A 25,708-nucleotide genomic window follows, 5' to 3' on the forward strand; every position below is an offset into this window, starting at 1 on the left:
GCATGCGGGAACAGCGTGACCCGATGACCCACCAGCAACCTCCCGCCCGGTTGTCTAGGTCGCGCGGACGATCAGGCTCACCGGCAGGATCTCCGACTCCGTCGGCTCATCCCGGATCAATGCCAGCACCTTGCGCGCCAGCAGGATGCCTCCTTCCGGCCAATCCTGCCGCACCGAGCTGAGCGGCGGCAGAAAGCTGGCCCCCAGCGGCATGTCGTCGTAACCCACCACCGAGACATCGCCCGGCACGGAACGGCCCATTTCCTGGATACCACGGATCGCACCCATTGCCAGCAGGTCGCTGCAGGCGAAGATGGCATCGAAATCGACCTTGCGAGCATGCAACGAGTGCACCGCGTCCATGCCCGAATCCGGCGTGAACTCGTCGCGTCGCATCAGCAGGGGCTTGATGCCATGAACGCCGAGGGCACTGACGAAACCATTCAGACGCTCGAAGATCTCGGGATGGCTGGGGTTGCCGATGAACACCGGGCGCCGCCGGCCCAGCGCAAAGAAATGATCGGCCACCACCGCGCCGCCCTGCCGGTTGTCGCTGCCGACGACCACATGCGAGTCTCCCTCCAGGCCAGCGCCCCACACGACCATCGGCACGCCAAGCTTGTCGAACCGGTGCACCGCATCCTGATGCACGCCCTGGCCGAGCAGGATCAGCCCGTCGGCCGCCTGCACGGCGGCCGCGCTCGCGCCTTGCCGCGTGGTCAAGAGCACGCTGTACCCTGCCGCGGTCAGCTCCTGCGAAATGCCGCCGAGCAATCCCAACGGGTAAGGATCAAACATGGTGCGATCGGTGGATGGCTTCATCTCGACGATCACCGCCACCGTGTGGCTGCGACGCAGGCGCAGGTTGCGTGCACTGATGTTGAGCTTGTAGCCGTGCTCCCGCGCCAGCTCGCGGATCCGGTCGCGCGTTTCCGGATTGACCAGCGGACTGTCGGCCAGCGCCCTCGACACGGTTATCTTCGACAGGCCGGCCAGCTTGGCAAGATCCGCCATGGTCGGCCCGGTCGAGTGCAATTTGCCCACCTGCTTCTTGCTTGTCCGACTCAATTCCCGATCCTCCTGTTGACAACGCAAGGTCGCTGGCTCATTCGCGCCGGCTCGTGACGGCTTTCTTGATGCCTCCCAGCCAGCGGCAGCCGAAGCGTGGGCGGCCGCGGCTTTCAGGTTGCAACCCTGCGCTCGTCCAGGATTTGCCCGTCCCGGGGAAACCCCGATCACCAAGCCTGCATAGGATCACGAGGCGAGTCCGCCAATCAATGGCCGGGACATGCCAGCCCGACATGCAACAAGGCCCGTCAATGGTCTCGAGTACTTTCATCGTCAATACATGCCGCCGCGCCCGAGTTGGGCGGCCATGCGCGCTGGATGCATCCGTCCCGGGCATGGCCTTCGAGACCTCGCCCGATCCAGACTGCCACATGCTGTCGCTGCGGGTTTGTGCGCAGGATAACCGTTTTGAATGATATCGTTAACATGGATTGATACCGATATCATTTTTGGGCACACTGCCAGTACATGTCCCGATTCCACGCGCATGGATGATCTGCAGCGCATCAAGAGACGATGCAGATCGTTTCCATCCACGAACCCATCATGAAACAGGCGTCCATGAACCGATTGCGCATGATCGCAGCACTGGCACTGATCTACATGGTGTTCGCGATCCTGCTCAACAGCGTCGGCACCGTGATCCTGCAGGCGATCCACACGTTCGGCGTGGACAAGCCACAGGCCAGCCTGCTGGAACTGTTCAAGGACCTGACCATCGCGGTGACTTCGCTGCTGGTCGCCTCGTTCCTGCCCCTGCTGGGGTACCGGCGCGCCATGATGCTTGCGCTGGCGATCGTCGGCGCGGCGTGCATGCTGATGCCGCTGTATCCGGGCTTCCACACCACCGAATTGCTGTTCACCTGCATCGGCATTTCGTTTGCGCTGACCAAGGTGGCGGTCTATTCGTCGATCGGATTGCTGACCCGCGACAAGGCCGAACACGGCCGGCTGACCAACACCATCGAGGGCCTTTTCATGGTCGGCGTGCTCGCCGGCGGCTGGATCTTCAGCGCCTTCATCGACCATGCCGCGCCGGCGAACCCGTCCTGGCTCAATGTCTACTGGTTGCTGACCGCGATCTGCGCGCTGGTGATCGTGCTGCTGGCGAGCTCGCAACTGGACGAATCGGCGGCACACAGCGAAAAGACCAACTCGATGCGCGGCTCGCTGCAGGAGATGCTGCAGCTGTTCCTGCGCCCGCTGGTCTACGTGTTCCTGATCTCCGCCTTCCTGTATGTGCTGATCGAGCAAAGTTTTGGCACCTGGCTGCCGACGTTCAACAACGAGGTGCTGAAGCTGCCCAACGCGATGAGCATCCAGGTCGCCAGCATCCTCGCCGGCGCCACCGCGATCGGTCGCCTGCTCGCCGGTCAGGTGCTGCGGCGGGTACCTTGGCATGTGCTGCTGAACATCTGCGTGATCGGCATGGGTCTGCTGGTCGTCGTGGTCCTGCCGCTGGCCAGGAACGTGGCGGCGCGCGCCGACATCGACTGGTTCAACGCACCGGTGGCGGCCTACCTGATTCCTCTGATCGGCCTGCTGATGGCGCCGATCTATCCGGTGATCAATTCGGTGGCGCTCAGTTCGTTGCCGAAGCCCTCGCATGCGGCGATGACCGGGTTGATCGTGATCTTCTCCGCGCTCGGCGGCACGCTGGGCTCGCGCATCACCGCGATCGTGTTCGCGCGCTTCGACGGCATCCATGCCTTCTATTTCTCGCTGATCCCGATGACGTTGTTGTTGATCCTGCTGTTCCTGTTCAAGCGCGAAACCGATCGCTCGGGGGCCGTCGCCCCGGTCAAGGTCGGTCTTGCCGCCAAGTAGGCGTCTTCCCGGAGGGGATCGCGCACGTTGCCACGATGGAGCCACCATGACATTCCGTCTCATCAAGCTTGCCTGTCTTTCCGTGATCGCCGCCATGGTCGCGGCACCCGCCTTCGGCCAGACCGATCCGAGCTTCCTGCTCACCGCCACGGCGAAGAATTTCGACAGCTACTTTCCCAGCTACCTGGCCAATGGCTATTTCTCGACGATGACGTCGCCGCGCGGGACCGAGCCCAACATGGGCTACATGGTCGCGTTCATGGACTATGCGAAGGGCGACATCTCGCGTCCCGCAGCGATCCCCGGCTGGAGCGAGATCGACTACAACCCGGGCGGCGGCTGGCTCAATGCGATCCGCCTCGATCCGAAGATCTTCGCCGGCTACGCGCAGACGCTGGACATGCACGCCGGCACGCTGACCACCCGCTACCGCTTCGCCTACGCGAACAAGGCCACCGACGTGAAGGTGACCACCTTTGTCAGCCAGGCCGATCCGCATCTCGCCGCCAGCCAGCTGTCGATCACCCCGCAATTCGATGGCAAGGTACAGCTGACCTTCCCGATCCGACTTTGGTCCGAGCACCAGCCGCGCTTCCCGATCGCGAGCATGACCGGCGACGAGATGATCAACGCGGTGATCGCCAGCGGCCAGACCCTGCAGAACAAGCCGGTACCGACACCGGATCGGGCGGCGGTCTGGTATCCCGGCTATACCAAGGTGACATCCAGCGATGGCGACACCCGCGAACTGACCTTGTGGCTCGATGGCAAGGCGGAACAGGGACTAAGCATGGCCGAAGCGGCGGCGATCAGCCTGCCGGCCGGGATCCAGGTCGACGAGGTGAAGCTCGAAAAGGGTCCCGACAAGCTGTCGCTGAACCTGACCGTCAGCGTGCATAAGGGCAAGACCTACACCTTCACCAAGTACATCGCCGCGTCGCGGCAGGACTGGGGTGGCGACGCCAAGACCGACGTGGCACTCGCCGAGGCGGCGCGCAAGACCGGTTTCGACAGCCTGCTCACCCGCCACGTCGCGGCGTGGAACGAGCTGTGGAAATCCGACATCGTGGTCGAGGGTGACCCGAAGGTGCAGCTGGCCGTGCATTCGGACCTGTACTACCTGCTATCCAACACCACCGTCGGCACCGCGTGGCCGATGGGCGCCTGTGCGCTGACGCCGGGCTACGCCGGGCATGCGTTCTGGGACAGCGATTCGTGGGTGTTCCCCGCGCTGCTGCTGCTGCACCCGGAGCGGGCCAAGCCGATCGTGATGTTCCGCGATCGCACGATGGAGCCTGCGCGTGCCCGCGCGAAGCAATACGGCGCCAGCGGCACCATGTACCCGTGGGAGGCGGACCCGCAGACCGGTGTCGACAACACGCCCCATTTCGCCTACGGCGTATTCCGCGAGATCCACGTCAACGCGGACATCGCGATCGCGCAATGGCAGTACTACCTCGCCAGCGGCGATGACGCGTGGCTGAAAAAGGACGGCTGGCCGGTGATCCAGGCGATCGCCGAGTTCTGGACCAGCCGGGTGACCTACAACAAGACCGAGGATCGTTACGAGATCCTGCACGTCACGTCGCCCGACGAAGCCTACGACGACGTGCCGAACGACTCGTTCACCAACGCCGCGGCACGCAAGGCGCTGGAGATCGCCATCAAGGCGGCCAAGGTCGTCGGTGGCCAAGCCGACCCGAAGTGGGCCGAGATCGCCACGAAGATGTACATCCCGTTCGACAGCGCGAATCAGCGGCATCTCGATTTCGACGCCTCGGTACCGCACGACAAGATCACCTGGATGGGCTCGTCGCTGGCCTGGCTGATGTATCCGAACCTCGACCTGCCGATGTCGGCACAGATCCGCCGCAACGATTTCGCGTTCCAGTTGCAGGAGCTGAAGACCCACGGCGACGACCCCAACGAGATGATGATGGTGATGCTCGCCGTCGGCGAGGCCGAACTGGGCGACGGCAAGGCCGCGGGCGACTGGATCCAGCGCAACCTGATCGGCTTCCTGAAGCCGCCGTTCAACGTGCGCACCGAGACCGTCGCCAACAACGCCGGCTACATCCTGGCGACCTCGGCCGGTTTCGTGCAGAGCTTCGTCTACGGCCTGTCCGGCCTGCGCATCGAGGACAAGGGTCTGGTCGAGGCGTATGCCCCGGTACTCCCGCCCACCTGGAAGTCGCTGACCCTCAAGCGTGTCAGCTTCCGCGGCAAGCATTTCGACGTCGCGATCGGACGCGATGCCAGCGGCAAGGTCACGCTCACCCGTCACGCGGAATAGCAGCATCGAGGCCGCGCCAGGCATCCCGGCGCGGCACTCTGGAGATGTCAATGAAGCATCCGGTCCAGAAGTTCGTCGTGTTGCTCGTGGCCGCGGTCGGTTGCTTTGCAACGATCGCGCAGGCGGCCACCGACCCGAGCTTTCTGCTGACCGCAACCTCGAAGGATTTCGCCAGCTACTTCCCCGGCCAGTTGGCCAACGGTTATCTGTCCACCACGACCGCGCCGCGGGGTACCGAGGGCAACCTCGCCTACATGGTCGCGTTCATGGACTATGCCAAGGACGACATGTCGCGGCCTGCAGCCATCCCCGGCTGGACCGAGATCGACTACAGCACCGGCCAGTCCGACGCCGGTCACTTCTGGATGAACCAGGTTGACCTGAGCCCTTCGGTATTCCAGGACTACCAGCAGGTGCTGGACCTGCACGACGCCACCCTGACCACCAGCTATCGCTACCTCGATCACGGCAAGGCCACCCGGATCAAGGTGGTGACCCTGGTCAGCGAGGCATCCCCGCATCTGGCCGCCAGCCAGATCTCGATCACGCCCGACTTCGACGGCGTGGTGCAGTTGTCGTTCGCGTTCAACCTGTGGGCGCCTTACCAGCCCAGGTTGCCGCTGGCGAAGTTGAGCGGTGACGAGATGCAGACCGCCGTGGCCGCGCACAACCTGGGCTTCCAGGCGATTCCACCGGCCACGCCGGATCGCGCCGCCGTGTGGTATCACGGCGATACCCATGTGCTGGCCGATGACGGTGACAGCAAGCACCTGACCCTGTGGCTCGATGGCCGCGCCGAGCAGGGTCTCGGCATGGCCGAGGCGGCCGCGATCAGCCTGCCGGGGGGACTGAAGCCGGTCGAGGTCACGCTGGACAAGGGCATCTACCGGCTCTCGCTCGATCTTCGCGTGCAGGTGCGCAAGGGCCAGACCTATACCTTCACCAAATACGTCGCGGCATCGCGCGCGGACTGGGGCGGCGATGCCAGGGCCGATCTCGCGCTGGCCACGGCTGCCCGCAGCGAAGGCTTCGACGCCCTGCTCGATGCGCACAAGGCGGCATGGGCCAGCTTGTGGAAGACCGACATCCGCATCGACGGCGATCCGAACGCGCAACGCGTCGTGCATTCGGACCTGTACTACCTGCTCGCCAACGCCACGCCCGACACCGCGTGGGCGATCGGTGCCTGCGGCCTGACCACCGGCTATGTCGGCCACATCTTCTGGGACAGCGATTCGTGGATCTTCCCGGCGCTGGTGCTGCTGCATCCACGCTACGCCAAGTCGCTGGTGATGTTCCGTGACCGTACCCTGCCCGCCGCGCAGCAACGAGCGAGCGCACGCAGCCTGCAAGGCGCGATGTACCCATGGGAGGCCGATCCTGAAAACGGCACCGAGCAAGTCGTGCATGCCGCCTGGGTATTGGGCGAGCGCGAGATCCACGTCAATGCCGACGTGGCGATCGCGCAATGGCAGTACTACCTGGCCAGCGGCGACGAGGCGTGGCTGAAAGCCCACGGCTGGCCGGTGATCCGCGACGTCGCGCGCTACTGGACCAGCCGGGCGAGCTGGAACCCCGGCAAGCAGCGCTACGACATCCTGCACGTCACCTCGGTCGAGGAAAATTACAACGACGTGCCCAACGACACCTTCACCAATGCCGACGCAGCCAAGGCCTTGCGGATCGCGACTGCTGCCGCGGCCGTCGTCGGCGAGAAGCCCGATCCACGCTGGGCCGCTATCGCCGCGAAGCTCTACCTGCCGTTTTCCGCCAGCGGACAGCACCACCTCGACATGGATGAGACAGTGCAGCACAACCTCGGTGGCAGCGACCTCACCTTCCTGTCGTTCCCCTCCATCGACCTGCCGATGAGCGAGCAAGTGCGACGCAACGACTACGCGATCGCAATAAAGCCGATGGAAACATCGAAGCGAATCCCCACCACGATGGGACTCGGCCCGGCGCCGATCGCCGCCGCGGCCAGCGGCAACGCAGCCGACGCGGGCCGCTGGATCGCGCGCAATGCCGCCGATGACATGTTCAAGCCGCCGTTCAACGTGCGCCCCGAGACTGCCACCAACAACACGGGTTACTTCCTCACCGGCTCGGGTGGATTCGTGCAAGGCCTGCTCTACGGCCTGACCGGGCTGCGCATCGAACCGAAGGGTCTGCTCGAAGCCTATCCGCCGGTGCTGCCGCCGGCATGGAAATCCATGACGCTGAAAGACATCACGTTCCGCGGCAGACATTACGACATCACGATTGACCGCGATGCCAGTGGAAAGACTCGCCTGACGCGGAAGGCACTCTGATGCTTCACCACGCGATGCGCCGATGCCGCCCGGCACCCCGAACGTTTCGCACCTGACAAATCGGACGCAAGACATGACAGACATGCAAGGCTCGTCCCGCCAACTGATCCGGACAATCCATCCATGCGCCAATCGGCCCTGGCGATCGGCACATGGCCGGTTGCGCATCTTCGTACTGTTGATCGCGCTCGCATTCGCGAGCAGCGCCACCGCAGCAACCCGACCCGATCCGGTCAAGACCCGCGCCTACATCGATCACGCGTGGAACACCCTGACCCGCTCGCTGGATGATTGCTCGGCGCTGGCCGACAGCAAGGTGGACACGCACTCGGTGCTCTATCTGCCCGCGCAGTTGCCCGTGTCGGAGCAGCTTCGCGGGATCGCGAAACGTTGCGGCGTCAGCCTCAGCGCCTTGCCACGCGTCATCAACAAGCTCGGCGACATCGATGCTGCGCAATTGCCCACGCAGGGGCTGCTCTACCTGCCCCATCCCTACGTCGTGCCGGGCGGTTTCTTCAACGAGATGTACGGCTGGGACAGCTATTTCATCGTATTGGGCCTGGTCGCCGACCATCGCGCCGGACTCGCGCGCGACATGGTCGACAACGCCTTGTTCGAGGTCCAGTACTACGGCGGTGTCTTGAATGCGAACCGCACCTACTACCTCAGTCGTTCGCAGCCTCCCTTTCTTACCGCCATGATGTCCGCTGTACTCGATGATCCGGCCAGTTTTCACGACAAGGCGGCAATGCAGGCCTGGCTTGCGCAGGCGTACCCCCTGGCCGTGCGCAACCACGATATCTGGACGCGCACCGAGCATCGTGCCGGCGATACCGGTCTGGCGCGTTATTTCGACCTGGGCAGCGGCCCGGTGCTGGAGGCACGCGATGCCAGCTATTACCGCGGCGTGATCGAGTGGTTGCTTGCGCATCTCTCCGAAGATCCCGGTTACCTCGTGAAGGCGTCGAAGCATCCCGATGACGCCGAGGCTGCACATCTGAAGTCGGCGAGCTGCGATGTGCACACTTCGAAAGTGTGCGCCGACGCGTGGGTGAAAGGCTATCGATTGAGTGCCGACTACTACCTGGGCGATCGCGCCATGCGCGAGTCGGGCTTCGACATCAATTTCCATTTCGGCCCGTTTGCCGGATCGACCCATCACTATGCGGCGGTGGGCTTGAACAGCCTGCTCTATCGCTATGAAATGGATCTGCGCGACTTTGCGCTGAAACTCGGCAAGACCGCTGATGCCGCTCACTGGGCGAGCGCGGCACAGGCGCGCAGGCGGGCCATGGATCGATACCTGTGGCAGCCTGATGCGGGCATGTACATGGACTACGACTTCGTTGCCGGGAAGCCCGCGACCCATCCCTACATCACCACCTTCTATCCGCTCTGGGCACACGCGGCTTCCGCACAGCAGGCCAGCGCGGTGCGTGGCCATCTTTCGATCTTCGAGCGGCCGGGCGGCCTCTCCATGGACGATCGACCCAGCGGCGCGCAATGGGACGAGCCCTTCGGCTGGGCCCCCACGAACTGGCTCGCCGTCTCCGGCCTCGATGCCTATGGCTTCCACGACGATGCGCGCCGCCTCGCCGGGAAATTCTCGGCAACCGTCGATCGCGGCGTGGCGGCGGACGGAACCATTCGCGAGAAGTACAACATGGTGCTCGGCAATGCTGACGTCCATATCAGCGCCGGCTATACCCAGAACGTCGTCGGCTTCGGATGGACGAATGGCGTGTACCTGAAGCTGCAGGAGATCCTGCAGGGCAACGTCACGCCCGCGTCAGCTACACCTCCGCACCCCGCATCGGCAGGCGGCGTGAAGTGACATTCGCCCAGTCCACCGGCGCGACTACTCCGAACCAGCAACACAGGAGGAACACCATGCATGCACCATGTCTTCCACGCATCCTGTCCGGCATCGTGCTGTGCGCAGGCATGTCGGGCACGGCAGCGTTCGCGCAGACCTCGTCACCCGGCGTGCAGGCCGACGGCAGTGTGACGTCGCCCGCGGCAACCGTGCCTTATTCGGATCTCGCATCGCCGGAAGCACGGGCTTTCTTTCCGAAGATGCTGGCCGCCGGCGGCAAGGCGCCCCCACTGACGGCACCGATCGCCCAGAGCCGTGCGTTCTACGACCACATGAACAGCGACCGTGCCGCGCGCATGGAAAAGCTGTATCCGGTAAAGACCCATACTGAAACCATCGCCGGCGTCGGCACCGACGTCGTGCTTCCCGCGCAAGGTGTGGCCCCGGAGAATGCGCACCGCGTGCTGATCAACCTGCACGGCGGTGCCTTCCTGTGGGGCGCGCATAGCGGTGCTCTGGTCGAGTCCATCCCGATCGCCAGCATCGGCCGCATCAAGGTCATCAGCGTCGACTATCGGCAAGGGCCCGAGTACAGCTTCCCCGCCGCCAGCGACGACGTGGAGGCGGTCTATCGCGCGCTGCTCAAGCAGTACAAGCCTGCCGAGATCGGCATCTACGGATGCTCCGCCGGCGGCATACTCACCGCCGAAGCCATCGCCCGCTTCATCACCGACAAGCTGCCGGTCCCGGGCGCCATCGGCACCTTCTGCGGCTCGCTGACCGACCTGAGCGGCGATTCGTCCTACGTTGCTCCGCTGTTGAACGGCCAGGGCGTCCCGGCACATCGGCTCGGCCTGACCGACCTGCCCTATTTCCATGGCGCCAACCCCCGGGACCCGCTGGTGCAACCGGGCCTTTCGCCGGCGTTGCTGGCGAAATTCCCGCCCACCCTGCTGATCACCGGCACCCGTGACATGGCGATGAGCTCGGTGATCCACAGCCAGCAACTGCTCGATCGGGCCGGGGTGCAGACCGAGCTGCATGTATGGGAAGGCATGTGGCACTCGTTCTTCTCGGACCCGGAGCTGCCCGAATCCCGCGAGGCCTATGCCGTGACGGCGAGATTCTTCAACCGCAGACTGGGACATTAGAAACCCGAACGCCCGATGACAGCCTTTGCCCCGCAGCGTGGGGCCGGGTATTCTCTGATGTATCGACAGCCACGCGCCGTGCCATGAACCCACAGACCGTCCTGGTCATTGACGACGAACGCGACATCCGCGAGCTGCTCACCATCACGCTGGGTCGGATGGACCTGCAGGTCGAAGCCGTTGGTACCGTGACCGAAGCGCGCCGTGCGCTGGCTGAACGCAGCTACGACCTGTGTTTCACCGACATGCGGCTGCCCGACGGCAACGGCCAGGAGGTCATCGAGCTGATTGCCGAGACCTGTCCGGACACGCCGGTGGCGATGATCACCGCCTACGGCAATGTCGATGCCGCGGTGAACGCGCTTAAGGCGGGTGCGTTCGATTTCGTCTCCAAGCCGGTCGACATCCAGATGCTGCGTGGCCTGGTGCGCACGGCCCTGCGACTGGCCGAAGAGAAGCGCAACGGCGGCACGGCGGCGAAAAGTGGCGGTTCCGGTGACCGCCTGATCGGCGACTCGACGGCCATGCAGCAGGTGCGCGCCACCATCGCCAAGCTCGCCCGCAACCAGGCCCCGGTGTATATCGCCGGCGAATCCGGCGTCGGCAAGGAACTGGTGGCCCGACTGATCCACGAGCAGGGTCCCCGCGCCAGCGGTCCGTTTGTGCCGGTCAATTGCGGCGCGATCCCCTCCGAGCTGATGGAAAGCGAATTCTTCGGCCATCGCAAGGGCAGCTTCACCGGTGCCGGCACCGACAAGGAAGGCCTGTTCCAGGCGGCCCAGGGCGGTACGCTGTTTCTCGATGAAGTGGCCGAGCTGCCGCTGCACATGCAGGTGAAATTGCTGCGCGCCATCCAGGAAAAGGCGGTGCGTCCGATCGGTGGCCGCGACGAGATTCCGGTGGATGTGCGCATCCTGTCCGCCACCCACAAGAATCTCGGCCAGCTGGTCGAGCAGGGGCAGTTCCGCCAGGATCTGTTCTACCGCATCAACGTGATCGAGCTGCGCGTGCCGCCGCTGCGCGAGCGTCGCGGTGACGTGCCGCAGCTGTCCGCCTTCATCCTGCAGGCGCTTTCCGGCAAGAGCGGCGACGGCGTCGGCCGGCTGTCGCCGGCAGCACGCGATGCGCTGGAAGCGTATGAGTTCCCCGGCAACGTGCGCGAGCTGGAAAACATCCTCGAGCGCGCGATGGCGATGTGCGACGGCAGCACCATCGAAGCCGCCGACCTGATGCTGCCGCAACGCAGCGCGCGCGCCGCGAACCCGGAGCTGGCGATACCCGGCCGCGAGGCGCCCCCTGCGCCACCATCGGCCGCCGGTGCCGATGGCGGCCTCGACGACTACATCAGCAATATCGAGCGCACCGCCATCGTCAAGGCGCTGGAGGAGTCGCGCTACAACAAGACCGCCGCCGCGCGGAAACTCGGCATCACGTTCCGTGCGCTGCGCTACAAGCTGAAGAAGCTCGGCATCGACTGACGTAGAAAGCCGCGCGGGCCACTCGCTCTCCTCACACCGCGCGAGTCGCCTCCACCGGCGTCGCGTGTTGCGCCGAGCGCACGGTGAATGCCGATCTGTCGGCACCGCTGGTTGACCCAGAAACTGCTTAGCCCGACGATGCCTGCCGCCGTCGCCAGCAAGAGCATCACGCAGACTGTGATGGCATCGGTGTAAGCGAGCAGGTCGGGCGGCTCGCCCTTGTTGTTCGCCGGACCGAAATTGTCGATCTGCGGCACGAACAACTGACCCGATTTCCATGGAATGGGGTCAGCCGCGGTGGCACGAAACACCGCGTAGGTGGTCATGCAGGCGGCTACACCACAACCCATCAGCACGATCACCAGTACAGTCAAAGCCCTGCTGCGGCGGAAGCTGCGCAAGACCAGCCCGAAATAATAGGCAGCCATGCCCGATGGATCGCCATGCCGGCATGGCTCGCGCAGTGACCGGCTTACCTGTCACCCGCGTCGACCCCAAGCGCCTTGCGCAGGGTACGCAGCAACACCTGGGTGGTGACCGGCTTGTCGATCACGTAGAGCTTCTCCAGCGGCGGCAGCTCGTGCAGGTCCGGTGGTGCGCCGGGGCGTGCCAGCAGGATCACGGCGCCGGTGTAGCCCTGCTCGATCAGCGCGGCCAGCGTACGCACACCGGTGAACAGGTTCATGTCCGCATCCAGCAGGACCAGATCGGGCAGGCCACCGGCCTCGATCCATTGCAATGCCGCCGTACCGCTCTGGCTGGCATGGGCCTGATAACCGTAGGCATCGAGCGTGTCGGCCAGCAGCGACAACTGGCCGGCTTCCTCCACCACCACCAGCACGCGCTCGGCGGCACCTTCCAGGTTGCCCTCGCCATCCAGCCGATCATCATCCGCCACCAGCGAATCCAGTGGGATATAGAGATCGAAACGCGTGCCCCGGCCCGGCTCGCTGTCCACCCGCATCACGCCACCGTGAGTGCCGACAATGCGCTTGCACGACAGCAACCCCAGTCCGGTGCCCGCTTCCTTGGTGGTGAAGAACGGCTCGAACAGATGCTCCAGCACTGTCTGATCCATGCCGGGGCCGCTGTCGATCACGCTGATGCGCAGGTACTGACCCAGCCGTGGCTGCTCTTCCGGCAGGAAGAAGTCGGCCGACAACTGCACTTGCGAGGTCTCGATGCGCAGGCTGCCACCGTCCGGCATGGCCTGGATCGCGTTCAGGCACAGATTGAGCAGGCACTGCTGCAGTTCGGTATGGTTGCCCTCGAACGACAGCTCCGGATCGTCGATCGCCAGCTCCATCGTCACCGTACTCGGCACACTGGCCTGCATCAGCAGACCGAATGCACTGAACAACGTACCCAGTCGCACCTGCTCAGCGCGGCGCGCGCCGCGTGCGAACGACAGCATCGAGTGCACCATGTCCAGGCCGCGCTTGCCGCAATCACGTACGAGCTTGCCCAGCCGCGCCAGACGCGGATCGTCCTGGTAATCCTGCAGGCTGTCGCCGGCCAGCAGCAGCGGCTGCAGCAGGTTGCGCAGGTCATGGCTGAGTCCGCCGGCGAGCATCGCGAGACTCTCGAAGCGCTGCGCCCGGATCAGCTCCGCCTCGGTACGGCGAGAAGTCCGCCGCGTCTCGGCCTCGGCCAATGCGCGACGGACCGCGCTGGCCAGCCGGGCCGGGTTCTGCTTGAGGATGTAGTCGGTGGCGCCGTTGCGCAGCGCCTCGATCGCAGCCTCCTCGCCCAGCGTGGCGGAAACGAAGATGAACGGAAGGTCCTCGTCATGCTGTCGCAGCAGTTCAAGCGCGTGCTGGCCGGAAAAGCCGGGCATGCTGAGGTCGGACAGCACGATGTGCGGCTTGAACTCCTTCAGCGCGGCGACGAAGCGCTGCTCGTCGTCGACCAGCTGCACTTCATAGGTGATGCCGTCGCCTTCGAGTTCGGCCAGCACCAGCTCGGCATCGAGCTCGCTGTCCTCGACCTGCAGCACACGAATGGTTGGCATCGGTCGAATCTGCCGGTTTGGCATGTGGGTTCCCGCGACGGCTCTGTATGGTGTGCATGTGCAACTTCCGCGAAGCAGCAAAGCTGCGCCCGCGCCCCTGTTACTTTAAGCGATCAATCGTTCTCGGGTCCCTGGTTGAGTACTGCCCAGAACTGGCCCAGCGTGCGCACTGCCTCGAAAAACTGATCCACGTCGACCGGCTTGATCACATACGCATTGGCGCCGAGGTCCCAACTGCGAGCCAGATCGCTTTCCTCGCGCGAGGAGGACAGGATCACCACCGGAATCCGTCGCATCCGTTCGTCCTTGCGCATGTGGGTCAGCACGTCGAGCCCGTTCATCCGCGGCATCTTGATGTCCAGCAATACCACCGCCGGATCGCCTGGCTCGCGCGAGGCCCATTCGCCACGCGCGTGGAGGTAATCCAGACATTCCACGCCATCCTCGACATGCACCACCGGGTTGGCCAGGTGGGCCTCGTTCAGTGCATCCATGGCCATTTCGGCATCGGCCATGCTGTCCTCGACCAGCAGGATGGTACGCAGCTCACGTTTATTCATGTTCGACTCTCAGGTACGTGCCCCGGCCAGGTCGGTAGCCGGCAGCGAAAAATGGAAACGGGCACCCTGCCCCAGCTCGGCCTCGGCCCAGACGCGACCACCGTGGCGCACCACGATCCGTCGCACATTGGCCAGGCCGATGCCGTTGCCGGGAAATTCCGAAGCGCGATGCAGCCGCTGGAACACCCCGAACAGCTTGTCCGCATACTGCATGTCGAACCCGGCGCCATTGTCGGCCACGGTGAATTCGTAATCACCGTTGCGTCCCTGCTGCATGCTCACTTCGATGCGCGCCACCTCGCAGTGGCCGGTGTATTTGACCGCATTGCCGAGCAGGTTCTGCCATACCGTACGCAACATGTTCTCGTCGCCGATCACCATCGGCAACGGCGCGATGGACCAGACGATGCGCCGGTCCGATGCACCCGACTCGGCCAGTGCGCGTGCCTCCTCGACCAGCGACTGCATGTCGACCGCCTGCAGGCGCAGCGCACCACGACCGAGCCGCGAGAACACCAGCAGGTCATCGATCAGCAACGCCATGCGCTGCGACGACGCACCGATCACCTCGATGTAGTGGCTGGTCTTGTCGTCACTGCGTTCACCCAGGTGCTGCTCCAGCTTGCGTGCAAATCCGGCGATGTGCCGCAGCGGTGCACGCAGGTCGTGCGATACCGAATAGCTGAATGCCTCCAGCTCGCGATTGACGTCGGAAATCTGCGTGACCTTGCCTTCGAGCTGACGGTTGAGCTCGTTCACGTGCTGCTCGGCCAGCGCACGCACGGTGACATCGCTGACGGTCACCAGCAGTGCCGGTGTGTCGGTATCCTGCTGCTGCAGTCGGCGTGCATTGATCACCACGTGCCGATCCATGCCCTCGACGGTACGCTGGATCGTGTCGTAGTCCCACAGCTCACGGTCGCGCAACAGCACATCCTTGAGCCGCTGCAGCAGCACGCTGTCGCTCCAGGCGCCCTGGCCGATCTGTGCCAGCGGCTGCGCACGCTGCCGCGGGTCCACTCCATACATCTCGCCGAATGCGTTGTTTACCTGCAGGCTGTTCAGGTCTTCGTCGAACAGGGCGATCGGCTCGCGCACGGCCTGCAGGATGAACTGCGAGCGCAGCACCGCGCGGCCCTCACGGGTCTCCGCCAGCTGACGCCGTCCGATCTGTCGTTCGGACGCGATCACGATGATCGTCAGCAGTATCAACTGCGCCAGCGCGGTGATGCTGAGCACGATGTGGCTGTTCGATACATGCTGCTGGACCGTCGTACGGCGGCTCGCCAGCAGACTGTCTTCGTGATGCACGATGTCCGCGATGTCGTTGCTGATGATGAACAGGTCACCCGCATCGCGCAACGATTTCCGGGCCTCCTCCCGATCGCCCTGCTGCAACTGCGACAGTGCCCGGTTCATCAACGCCAGCCGGCCCTTGAGGCCGTTTTCCAGCGAACCTATCCTGACCTGCTGGTCCGGGCTGTCCCGGGTCATCGCGCGCAGCTCCCGCAACAGCCCTGCCACCTGCTGGTTGGCAAACTGTGCGCGCTTCTGCGTCAATTCATCGCTGTCGCCCGCCAGCAGCCGATAGATGGCGCCTTCGCTGTCACGGGCCACGTAGGCGAGATCGTAAGTGGTCGATTTCACGGCATTGGAGTGGATCACCCAGTCCGTGGCCAGCTGGGTATCACGCGCACTGGAAAGCGTCACTGCAAACGGCAGACCGACAATGGCCAGCACCGCCATTAACAGGCCGGCTGTACGCCAGCGCATGATGCCCCGCTCTTTCATTTGGCTTGCTGCATCGGCCAGCCCGATCCGGAAGACGACTGGAAGCATTCTGGCATGTTTTCGCGGGCCATCCACCCGGCCCGCCGACGCCGCCGGCGGGCCATTGTGCCGCGCTCCACGACGCGGTTCACCGGAACCCGGAGCTCCTTACTGGCCGTAGCGACTGGTCGCTGTCGGTCGCGCCGCATCACCAATGCCCCAGGCCCGGTTCGGCTTCGCCTGCATGGTGAAATGCAAGTCACCACCAGCGAGGATCTCGGCATGACGGAGATAGACACGATCCAGCGGCTTGCCGTTGAGCGTCACCGCACCGATGTAGGGATGTGCATCATCCAGGTGATCGGCCACCACCGTGAACGTGTGGCCATTCGGCAGATGGATCGCCGCCTTCGGCACGAACGGCCGGCCGATCGCGTACTCGTCGCTGGCCGGCGTCACCGGGTAGAAACCCAGCGCGGTGAACACGTACCACGCCGACATCTGGCCGAGGTCGTCGTTGCCGGCGAGACCGTCGGGCCGCGTGGCGTACTGGCTGTCCATGATCTGCTTCAGCCGCTGCTGGGTCTTCCACGGTGCACCGGCATAGTCGTACAGGTAGGCGATATGGTGGCTCGGCTCGTTGCCGTGCGCGTACCAGCCGATCAGGCCGGTGATGTCTTCCACGTTCTTGAACTGCGCCGGATCGACCTTGGTATCGAATACCTGGTCGAGCTTGGCAACAAACTTCGCATCGCCGCCCATCGCACCGATCAGCCCGGCCACGTCTTGCGGCACATACCAGGAGTACTGCCAGGCATTGCCCTCGGTGTAGTCGCTGCCGTAGCCGGCGAAAGCCGGATCGAACGGTTCGCGAAACTGGCCATTGCTCAGCTTCGCGCGCATGAAACCGGTTTTCGGATCCCAGGCGTTGCGCCAGTTCGTAGCGCGCTTCTCGAAGGTGGCTGCGATGTCGGTCTTGCCCATCGCCCTGACCATCTGCGCCAGCGACCAGTCGTCATAGGCGTATTCCTCGGTCTTGGAAGCGGCCTCCACTTCCTTGTCGATCGGCACATAGCCGAGCTTCATGTAGTCGGCGAGGTCACCGTAGGGCCCATAGGTAGCACTGGCCACCATCGCCTTCATCGCCGCGTCGGCATCGAAGCCGCGCACGCCCTTGATGTACGCATCGGCAATGATCGGCACCGCGTGGTAACCGATCATGCACCACGTCTCCAGCCCCTGGTACGCCCACACGGGCAGGATGCCGAACGGGCTGGCTTCGCGCGCGGCGATCAGCGAACGGATGAACTGCGTGCTGAGGTCAGGCCGCAGCAGCACCATCAGCGGCTCCTCGGCACGATAGACATCCCACATCGACCAGCTGGAATAGAAGTCGAAACCGTCGGCGTGATGTACCTGGTGATCCGGCCCGCGGTAGTCGCCGTTGACATCCATGCTCAGCGTCGGCGCCAGCATCGCGTGATACAGCGAGGTGTAGAAACCGGTGCGCTGTGCCGGCGAGCCGTCCACGTCGATCACCGACAGCGCCTTGTCCCACGCCGCTTTCGCGGCGGCGCGGCGACCGTCGAAGTCCCAGCCCTGCCCGTCCTGATCGAGGTTGGCGACGGCGTTCGCCTCGCTGACCGGAGAAATCGCCACCTTCACCTCGAGCGGCTGTTTCAGCGCACCGAAATCGAACACGCCGACCAGCGCACGGCCGTTTTGCGCATCATGATCTTCCGGCTGATTGCCCGGCCCCGCAAACCCTTTGTAGGCGATGCCGGTCTCGCGGTTGTACAGCTCGCGCGACGTCATCGGTTGCGAGAAACGCATCGCGAAGCACAGCTCGCGTCCCGGTGCCCAGCCGCGGGTGGTGCGGCAGCCCGTCACGGTGCCGTCGGCATGCACGCGCAGATCCGCCCACAGCACCTTGCCCGGGTAGTCGTAGATGCTCGGACGCAGGTCGAGCAGCAGATGTGCCGGCTTGCCGGTCGGGAAAGTGTAGCGATGCCAGCCGATCCGCTGCCCGGCGGTGAGTTCGGCACGCACGCCGTAATCGCTCAGCGTCACCGCGTAGTAACCGGCCTGCACCACTTCACTGGCATGGCTGAAGCGTGAGCGATAGCCGCTGCCCGGCTTCGTCGCATCGCCGGGCTCCAGCTTCACCTCGCCGCTGATCGGCATCACCAGCACATCGCCGAGATCCGAATGTCCGGAGCCGGAAAAGTGCGTGTGCGAGAAGCCCATGATGGTGGGGTCGCCATACTGGTAGCCCGCCGCCCATTTGTAGGCATGCTTGAAATCCGGCATCGCCGTATCCGGCGACAACTGGATCATCCCGAACGGCACGGTGGCGCCGGGAAAGGTGTGGCCGTCGCCGCCGGTACCGATGCGCGGATCAACTTCACTGCCATGCCCGGTGGCCGCTGCGGCGATACCGGGCAGCAGGGACAACGCCAGCGCGACCGGCAACCACGAGCGAAACAGCTGATGCGCCATGAAGCTTCCCCTTGGGCGGTGAATCGGAAACACTTGATTTAGATCGGTTGAAATCGAACGCTAACACCACCTCCCGGTTCGCACATGCTGCAACGCGCAAACCCCTCGCCTCCTCGAAGAGGCTTCCGCCGATGCGCGAAATTCGGTCGAAGCAGCCACGTACTTCGTGCTGCAGGGGAACCCGATGGGCACCACGGTTTCACCGAACCCGAATTTCGTCGGCAAACAGCCAGATGTCCTTGTTGCCGCCGGGAAACGTTGCCGGCAGCGACTCAACCTTGTTCGCCACGACGCGGATGTAGCGTGCGATCACGGGCTTCGCTGGACTGAACTCGATTCGCCGCAGCAACGGCTTCGTATCCGACAGATCCGCCCTGGGCTCGTCCACATGCAACTGTGTCCAGCGCTTGCCGTCGAGTGAAACGGAAAATGTCACCCGCTGCGGCAGCAGGATCCTCGAATCGGTCGCCTGCAGGAATCCCACGTCGATCGAATGAAGTGTCGTGTTCTGCTGCAGGTCGATCGTCGCATCGAGATCGCTGTCGTGCCAGGCCGCCCAGCGACCGTCATGGAAATCATCGCTGCCGCTCACGCCGTCCACCAGCGCGCTCCCTGGTGCATACGTGGAAGAGGCAGGTTTCGTGAATGTGATGGGTCTGCCCAGCGCGAGACTGTCCTTCAGCATGAAGGAGCTCGCGTTGTCATAACGCAGCCCCCTGCGGAACGGCGCCACCTTCAGTGTGCCTGCCTGGCGTATGTCCACGGTATCGCCGAAGGAAGGCGATTGTGCGGTCGGTTCCCTGCCGTTCGTGGTGTAGTGGTTTTGCAAGTCGTCGAAGCCGCGCTTCGCATGCAGCTGCCAGCCGTCGTGGCCGGCATTCACGCTGACCGTGTAGGCGACCACGGGCTGGTCCGTCGGGCCGTAGGCGACCCGCTGTGCATCGAGCCAAGGATAGTGCGCCTGCAGGCGATGCTGGAAATCCCCATAGGCTGCCTCATCGTGTGCACCGCCGCTCCACAGGTTTTCCGCGAAGGCCTGCAGGCGCGGATACATTCTGGGTTCCGCATTGAACGGATTCGCGCGCTCGCTCCACAACGGCGCCTCGGCACCCAGAATCTGCGCGCGATGCGTTACGAAGGCGGAGTCGTCTGCCGGCACCGCGGACCCGCTGATGTTCGTGCGATATATCCCCTCGACAGTCAGCTTTTCCGGCGGCGAATCCAGGTAGAACGGCCCGGCCACGATGATGCGGTTGCCGTTCACCAGCGCCTTGCGCGCTTCGTCGTCGCCACGCCAGATCTCGATGATCGCGTCCTGGCTGGCGCCGCCTTCGAGAATCTCGTCCCAGCCCATCAGGGTCTTGCCCTTGCCGGCCAGGTAACGCTGGATGCGCTGAATGAAATAGCTTTGCAGACCGTCCTCGTCCTTGAATCCCTGTGCATGCATCAACTGCTGGCAGGACGCGCAGTCGTGCCAGCGATCCTTGGGCACCTCGTCGCCACCGATGTGCACCCAGGGCGCGGGGAACAGCGGAAGCACTTCATCCAGCACGTTCTGAAGAAAGGTGAAGGTACCCGCGTCACCCACGCAGTCGATGTCCTTGAACACGCCCCAGGTCGTCGGCACGGCAAGGGCCTTCCCGGTGCATGACAGCTCCGGGTATGCCGCCAGCGCCGCCATGCTGTGTCCCGGCATCTCGATCTCCGGGATCACCATGATGTTGCGTCGGCGCGCATATGCGACCACGTCGCGGATCTGCGCCTGCGTGTAGAAGCCACCGTAGCGGCTGCCGTCCGCCTCGGTGCGCCACGCACCGACCTCGGTGAGTTTCGGATAACGCTTGATCTGGATACGCCAGCCCTGGTCGTCCGTCAGGTGCCAGTGGAAAACGTTGATCTTGTAGTAGCTGAGCAGATCGAGCTGCTTCTCGATGAAGGCAACCGGATAGAAGTGCCGGCCGACGTCAAGCATGAAACCGCGGTACGCGAACGCCGGCGCATCCTCGATGCGCACGGCCGGAATCTGCATCGACGTACTTTTCCCAGGCGGCAACAGTTGCCGCAGTGTCTGCACACCCCAGAACAGACCCTTGTCGGTCGCCGCGCTGATCGTGACCTGTTGCGGTGTCACCTCCAGTCGATACGCCTCGTCGCCGTGCACGGATGAATCGATCCTCAACGCGATCCCGTGCGCGGCATGACCCGCGGATACGGCGATGCCGGTCTGCTCGTGGATCGCATCACGCAGGAACGAGGCGATCTCGCGCGAACGCGCATCCCCGGGAGCAACGATTCCGGTATGCGCATCCAGCCGGTAACTGCCCTCGCCGACCTCCATCTGCTGCGGCTTCGGGATGATCGAGATATCACTCGCAGCACAGACACCTGCCAGCAGGACGGAAAGCAGCAGCCACCAGGTCGCAAGGGTCTTGAACATTGTGAGCTCCAGCCATTTGAATAGGACGACTGGCCGTCGTGCGCTGGTCGGCTCCGGCATTGCCGGGGCCGACCAGGCAGAACCGCTCAAATCACCTTCAATCGAGCCTGCCTCAGTTGAGCCTGCTTCAATCAAGTTTGTAGTCGAACGTGAGGAACATCTCGCGACCGTTGTATTCACTGCCGGTCTGCCCCGTCGTGACGAACTCGAAGCCACCGGCGTAGTACGGAATCGAAGAGACCTTGTTGAAAATGTTGGACACGGTGAACTTCAACTTGGTATCCGGGTTGATCTGCCAGCCGATCGAGGTGTTCCAGGTAATCCACACCGGCGTATGGCCCTCGTACTCGGTGTCGCTAACGGTTACAGGTGTGCCATTGACTTTCACCTGGCAAACACCGGTAGGAACCGTCTCGGTGCCATTTTGCACAGTAATCATGCTCGGCTGGATGCCATTGGGCAGCGTATTACAACTACCGTAGTTCGGGGAGCGCAGGCTGCCGTCGCGCACACCGGAGATCGACACGTCCCAGTCGCCCTTGTGCCAGTCGCCGATCCACGTGATCCTGCTCGCCACATTGTTGTAGCGGGTGTTTTGCAGCTCGTCGGAAGCCAGCACACGCTGCTTGTATTCGAGGTTGTCGGTGTAGTTGATGTTGGCGCTGAAGTCACCGTAATCCTCGGTGTGCAGCCTGTAGTCCAGCGAGGCATCTATACCGCTCACGTACAGCGAAGCCTCGTTGATTGGGCCGGACTCCTCCGAAACGATCTGGCCAGCCGCATTGCGCTGGACCATCTGGGTCACCATGTTGCAATACGCCGAACCCGGCACGTGCGCCGTATACGGCGACAAAGCCGATGTGCCGTTTGCCTGGTAGCCGGTCAGGCAACCGGCCTCGTCGACCAGCACGGTGGCCGGGTCGAGGTACTCGATGGCGTTGTCCACTCCCATGTGCCAGTAGTCGGCAGAGAACGACAAGCCCTGCACGCCCGGAATCTGCCACACGAAACCATAGGTCCAGGAGTGGCCAGTCTGCGGCTGCAACAAGCGGCTGCCTTCCGTAGTCAGGTTGTAGTACTGCGAGGTGGAGCGCTGCACCTGGCTGCACCACGTGCTGTTGCTCTGACCGGCCTTAATGGCGTTGATGCACTGCAAGGGATCGATGTAATCACCGATCGGCGAGGTGGAGCCGGTCAGGTAGACGGCTTGCATGTCTGGCGCCTTGAAGTTGGTGCCGTAGCTACCGCGAAGCAGCAGACCGTCATACGGCCGCCATTCGAGGCCCGTGCCCCAGGTACGGGCCACGTCGGCGCGGCTGGCGTCGTGGTACTTGTCCAGACGGCCGGAGATGGTCCATGTCACCGAATCCAGAATCGGTACGCGGAATTCGTTGCCGAACGAATAGCGCTGACGAGTGCCGCCGCCGGTGAGATACGCCCCGAACGGATTCTGGAAATTGTTGTTGTCACCGCGCGCGTCGGGCGAGAGCAGGAAGCCGTTGTGCGCGGCCTCCAGCACCGCCGCCCAGCCTATCGGCTCCTCACTCACCCACGGGAGCTTGAAAAGGTCGCCGTTGATGCGGAACTGCACCTGGTCCAGCCACGACGAGGAGGTGTTTTCGCCATTAACCCCGAACTGGCTGTATTGCTGCGGCGTGATGGGGTTCCACCACTGCTGCCAGTTCATGGCATAAATGGGAATGGTGGTGCTGGCGCCACCATCGACGTTGCTGTTGCCCGAGACGGTGGTGGTGCCCAACTGCTTGCCTTGGAAGAAGTTGGTCATGGCATTGATGTCGATGCCCGTGTAGTCCTCGCGCACGGTGTACTTCTGGCTGTTTAGGTTCAAGTCCCAGTTGAACCGGCTGTCATCGAAGCTGCCCCGCAGGCCGGTCTGGATGTTCCAGTTTTGCTCACGGTCGTGGGTGTTGGCCGACGTGCCCATTTCCTGCGCAGTCAACTGGCGCACGGCCTGACTAATGACCTGCCCCGTACTCTGGTCATAGAACGGACCGGTGGCGAATGCGGGTAACTGGGTGTTGGAGATGCCCACCGTGTCATACAAGGCCACCGAGCCATAGAGCTGCAGGCTGCTGCCCTTGAAATCGTACTCGCCGGCCAGGTAAGCGTTGTTGCTGATGCTGCCGGGCGTCAGCACCCAGTTCTGAAACAAGGTGGGCTGCGAGCAGTAGTAACCATTATTCGTCACGTTGGCGATCTGGGTGCCATTGGTGGTGACGGTATGCGACTGGCTCAACTGCGAGTTCGTGAACTTCCCGCAGGTGCCCGCCGGCGGCGTGAGGTACTGGCCCGAGCCGTTCTGCGCGGAGAGGGCAATCGCGCCTTGCGCGTCGTACTGGTAGCCGAACATGCGCGAAGCCGGGCTCCAGGAACCGTAGCCTGCAGAGGCCACCGAGTCCTGATACGGACGATCACTACCCCACAACGCCGTACGGTTGGACTTCTCCACGTTGTAGAGGATGTGCCAGTTGTCGCCGGACTTGCCACCGAAGAAGTTGATGTCGCCATAGGCGCGGCCACCGCGGGTGGCACCGCCGCCGGTGACTTGCAGTTCGTCACCCTGGTAGTTCTTCTTCAGGATCACGTTGATCACACCCGCCACTGCGTCCGAGCCGTAGATCGACGAGGCGCCGGAGGCCAGGACCTCGATATGGTCGATCATGCCGGTAGGGATGTTGTTGTAGTTCTGGAAGTTGCTCTGCTTGTTCAACGGCTGCGGGTAATCCACCACACGATGGCCGTCGATCAACAGCAGACTGAAGCCAGGGCCGACGCCGCGCAGGTTGACCGAGCGCGCATTGACCGAGCTGGAACCCCACGAGGACGGGTCCGATGTCTGCTGGCCCACCTGCGGCAACGAATCCAGGAATTCCCACAGGGTGGTGAAGCCCTGTTGCTTGATCTGTTCGCCGGTGATGCTGACCACGGGCGCATTACCTTCGATTTCCACGCGCGGGATCATCGAGCCGGTGACCGTGACCTCCTTCAGTTTGACCGCCTTGTTCTTGTCCGTCGCGCTGGACGATTGCTCGTCCTGCTGCGCGCTCGATGACGCCTGCTGCGCAGCAGGTGGCTGATCGCTGCCGGACGACGCCGACTGCGCGAAAGCCGGTGGCCCGAACAGCGCCAGCGCCATGGCACTGGCCAGCACGCTACGATGAAAACGGATCTTGCCCATGATTGCCCTCTCCCCGTTGAAACCCGATCTGTGATGTGAAACCCCGGGTCCCCAAACCCGGCGCCGATAAACCACCCTCCGCCACCTTCCACTCGACGTACCCGGGTCTTCGACGGAAGACCTCATGAACGTCTGTATCGATCCAAATCAAGTGCCGCCTTCAACCCTCCTGCCACGTCCCGCGTCACCGTTACCGAGATGAAGTTGCCGAACTGGCCTGAGACGAACGACGCCCGGTCGCGGGCAATTCATCCCAAATCTGCGGATCTTCCGCCCCCAGTACCCACGAGCAGAATCCCTGCAGGCCGTATTGCCTCACCACCGCATAGCGGTCGCGGAAGGCATGCGCATCGGGCAGGAATACCCACTCGCGCATCTGGTCGCGATAGAAGTAGAACCAGGATTCGTGCTCGACCGGATCCCACTGCACCGTGGCACCGTATTGCTTGGCCAGCGGCAGCGATTCATCGGCGTCGATGTAGTCGGCCGAAATGTTCGACGACTCCTTGCCATCCGCGTGCACCGGATTGCCGGCGTACCAGTGGTAGCCGTACAGCGGAATGCCCAGCGAGAGCTTTTCCTTCGGCACCACAGCCAGTGCGTATTTCAGGTGCTCCATGGTCCATGGCATGCCGGCCACCGGACCAGGCGTGGTCCAGCGCGTGTGCTGGTCGTAGGTCATCAGACAGACCAGGTCCAGCACCCTAACCAGTGCCTTCAGGTCGTAGGCACCGCGCCAGTATTGCCACATCCATTTGCTGAAGGCGCCGCCGCCGGCATAGCCGGGCGCATTGGGCACCACGGCCATCGACAACTGCAGGCCATGCTTGTGCAGTGCCTCGGCCGTCTGTTTCGTCAACAATGTCAGTGCGTCGCGATCGGTCCAGGCGATGTTCTCGAAGTCGAACTGGAAGCCGCTGAAGCCGTGCAGCGTGGCCTGCCCGATGAGCGAGCCGATCATCGCCTGCTTGGCCTTCTCGTTGCCCAGCAATTGATGGAATTTCGCACGATCGCCACCCGCCGAAACGATCGGCATCACCGTCACGCCGTTCGCCTTGGCAACCTGCATCACGTAGGGATTGGGTTGCCCGGAGACCAGACCGTCCTCGTCCACGTTGTACCAGGTCGGCACCAGCACATCGATCTTGTCGGCGTGATGCACGAACGAGTCGATCGATTTCTGCGAGTCCAGCATGTAGAACAGCGCACTCGGCGCATGTGCGGATGCACCGAACGGCAGGACCAGGCACAGCAGGACGAACAGGCACTTCATCATGGTCGTATGCA

15 protein-coding genes are annotated in these 25,708 nt (G+C 63.6%); 6 read left to right on the forward strand and 9 right to left on the reverse strand.

What is annotated here, in order from left to right; all coding sequences use genetic code 11:
- Positions 1–54: 54 nt before the first annotated feature.
- Complete coding sequence (locus ACYVKM_RS01605) at positions 55–1,014, reverse strand: LacI family DNA-binding transcriptional regulator (protein WP_460876483.1); 960 nt, start codon at positions 1,012–1,014, stop codon at positions 55–57.
- Positions 1,015–1,629: 615 nt separating this feature from the next.
- On the opposite strand from ACYVKM_RS01605, the gene ACYVKM_RS01610 reads away from it, so the two are divergent.
- From ACYVKM_RS01610 to ACYVKM_RS01635, 6 genes are all read left to right on the forward strand, one after another.
- Complete coding sequence (locus ACYVKM_RS01610; protein ID WP_460875240.1) at positions 1,630–2,895, forward strand: MFS transporter; 1,266 nt, start codon at positions 1,630–1,632, stop codon at positions 2,893–2,895.
- Positions 2,896–2,941: 46 nt separating this feature from the next.
- On the forward strand, positions 2,942–5,188 hold the full coding sequence (locus ACYVKM_RS01615) for a glycosyl hydrolase family 95 catalytic domain-containing protein (RefSeq protein WP_460875241.1): 2,247 nt from the start codon (positions 2,942–2,944) through the stop codon (positions 5,186–5,188).
- A gap of 50 nt (positions 5,189–5,238) precedes the next feature.
- Positions 5,239–7,500: a glycoside hydrolase family 65 protein gene (locus tag ACYVKM_RS01620; RefSeq protein WP_460875242.1), complete on the forward strand. Its 2,262-nt coding sequence runs from the start codon at positions 5,239–5,241 to the stop codon at positions 7,498–7,500.
- 160 nt (positions 7,501–7,660) lie between these two features.
- On the forward strand, positions 7,661–9,334 hold the full coding sequence (locus ACYVKM_RS01625) for a trehalase family glycosidase (protein WP_460875243.1): 1,674 nt from the start codon (positions 7,661–7,663) through the stop codon (positions 9,332–9,334).
- A gap of 56 nt (positions 9,335–9,390) precedes the next feature.
- The gene (locus tag ACYVKM_RS01630; RefSeq protein ID WP_460875244.1) at positions 9,391–10,467 is read left to right on the forward strand and encodes an alpha/beta hydrolase; all 1,077 of its coding nucleotides are present in this window, start codon (positions 9,391–9,393) and stop codon (positions 10,465–10,467) included.
- Positions 10,468–10,550: 83 nt separating this feature from the next.
- On the forward strand, positions 10,551–11,945 hold the full coding sequence (locus ACYVKM_RS01635) for a sigma-54-dependent transcriptional regulator (RefSeq protein ID WP_460875245.1): 1,395 nt from the start codon (positions 10,551–10,553) through the stop codon (positions 11,943–11,945).
- On the opposite strand, the gene ACYVKM_RS01640 is transcribed toward ACYVKM_RS01635, so the two are convergent.
- The 8 genes from ACYVKM_RS01640 to ACYVKM_RS01675 form a co-directional block, all read right to left on the reverse strand.
- Positions 11,915–12,373, reverse strand: a complete 459-nt coding sequence (locus ACYVKM_RS01640; RefSeq protein WP_460875246.1) for an ABC transporter permease — start codon at positions 12,371–12,373, stop codon at positions 11,915–11,917. The genes ACYVKM_RS01635 and ACYVKM_RS01640 overlap by 31 nt on opposite strands.
- A 44-nt stretch (positions 12,374–12,417) precedes the next feature.
- On the reverse strand, positions 12,418–13,956 hold the full coding sequence (locus ACYVKM_RS01645) for a response regulator (RefSeq protein WP_460875247.1): 1,539 nt from the start codon (positions 13,954–13,956) through the stop codon (positions 12,418–12,420).
- Positions 13,957–14,069: 113 nt separating this feature from the next.
- Complete coding sequence (locus ACYVKM_RS01650) at positions 14,070–14,516, reverse strand: response regulator (protein WP_460875248.1); 447 nt, start codon at positions 14,514–14,516, stop codon at positions 14,070–14,072.
- Between the two features lie 9 nt (positions 14,517–14,525).
- Positions 14,526–16,289 (reverse strand): sensor histidine kinase, encoded by a 1,764-nt coding sequence (locus tag ACYVKM_RS01655; protein ID WP_460875249.1) that lies wholly within the window; start codon positions 16,287–16,289, stop codon positions 14,526–14,528.
- Between the two features lie 165 nt (positions 16,290–16,454).
- Complete coding sequence (locus tag ACYVKM_RS01660) at positions 16,455–18,785, reverse strand: GH92 family glycosyl hydrolase (RefSeq protein WP_460875250.1); 2,331 nt, start codon at positions 18,783–18,785, stop codon at positions 16,455–16,457.
- Between the two features lie 199 nt (positions 18,786–18,984).
- The gene (locus ACYVKM_RS01665; protein WP_460875251.1) at positions 18,985–21,222 is read right to left on the reverse strand and encodes a glycoside hydrolase family 20 protein; all 2,238 of its coding nucleotides are present in this window, start codon (positions 21,220–21,222) and stop codon (positions 18,985–18,987) included.
- Positions 21,223–21,349: 127 nt separating this feature from the next.
- Positions 21,350–24,421: a TonB-dependent receptor domain-containing protein gene (locus tag ACYVKM_RS01670; protein ID WP_460875252.1), complete on the reverse strand. Its 3,072-nt coding sequence runs from the start codon at positions 24,419–24,421 to the stop codon at positions 21,350–21,352.
- A gap of 190 nt (positions 24,422–24,611) precedes the next feature.
- Positions 24,612–25,697 carry a glycosyl hydrolase family 18 protein gene (locus tag ACYVKM_RS01675; protein ID WP_460875253.1) on the reverse strand — a complete coding sequence of 362 codons (1,086 nt, stop codon included), beginning with the start codon at positions 25,695–25,697 and terminating at the stop codon, positions 24,612–24,614.
- Between the last annotated feature and the right edge of the window lie 11 nt (positions 25,698–25,708).

The sequence above is a fragment of the Rhodanobacter koreensis genome (genome assembly GCF_054782855.1).